Here is a 1,081-nt window from a genome sequence, read left to right as displayed (position 1 = left end):
CAATTAATCCGATTGCCTTAAGAGCAACCGACTGATTTGATGAGGCGACGAGACTCGACAAACGGTCAAATGCTGCAATTCTTGACGCACGAAATGTGTCCATGACATCTCTTTCCCCTTGAGCCAACGCTTTCTCTAATTCCTGTTGAAAGCTCGAAATTCTTCGCCATCTAGACAGGGTTCCGGGGTCTATTGAAAGCTTCATAGATACCTGCTTGCGCGAGAGTCCCTGTGCAATTAATTGCACCGCCAGTCTTTGCTTCGGACTTAGATCATTATTTTGATGTGGCATTCTGTGTCTTTCTGTGGAACGTCATTGCTCTAGCTTCGGATAGCCCTAACCTGCCGGAGTAAACCTTCAAGGCGACCGTACTCTTCGCTCCATCGCAGTTCTGCGTCAACGAGCTCCTTTCTTTGTTCCCGCATTGCTTCATCGCGTATGCAGTCGAAGTCCATCATTTCATCAATGCCTCGAAGCCTAGCCAGAATGGTGTTCGCCAGCTTTTCGCGGTCAGCTCTACTCCATCTTCTGCAGGCCTGAACAGTAGCCTCATACGCCTTCCAACTCTGCGGAGGCCACTTTGAGGTGCCCGGTAAAACGACGAGAGTTTCTCCCGTAATTACCTCGCTATCGCTTAGCCCTTTATCGCGGCGTGCGCGCAGTTCGCGGACCGCCACCCCCGTAAGCTCCGCCCAACGGGTTAGAGGTTTGGTATCCCCGTCGTGGGTCAGATAGATCGTATTTCGGCGATTGCCAGCTTGTTCCTTTTTTGTGGCCCACTGACAGTTGTCCGGTGCGTATCCCTTAGAGTTGTCTATGCGATCAATTGAGAGCTCTTGAGAAGTTCTCGGCCCAACATAAAACAGAAATTTGTAGAACGTAGAAAACTCCGGCGATACCTCAGCATAGTTTTCACGCTTACAACGTGAGTGCATGTTCTCGAACGAACTTCGACTCCACTCAAGAATCGCGCGCCCCCACAAACACTGCAGCTCTTTTGTAAGAGCGATTTTTTTCAAGTGTCCATTGAGATGCTTTTCTATTAGTTCCTTTCCATCTTCCAGAGCTTTCCTATTAGGA

General features: G+C 49.4%; 2 protein-coding genes. Both read right to left on the bottom strand.

The features are described from left to right. On the bottom strand, positions 1 to 292 hold a 292-nt coding region (locus tag AC1D1X_RS24140), incomplete at its 3' end, for a hypothetical protein (protein ID WP_477699465.1). Positions 293 to 321: 29 nt separating this feature from the next. Beyond that, a partial coding sequence (locus tag AC1D1X_RS24135) for a hypothetical protein (RefSeq protein ID WP_477699464.1) occupies positions 322 to 1,081 on the bottom strand: 760 nt, incomplete at its 5' end.

This window comes from Polaromonas sp. P1_G4 (genome assembly GCF_056405475.1).
Note: the sequence above shows the minus strand (reverse complement) of the source record. Positions and strands in the feature narration are given on the sequence as shown.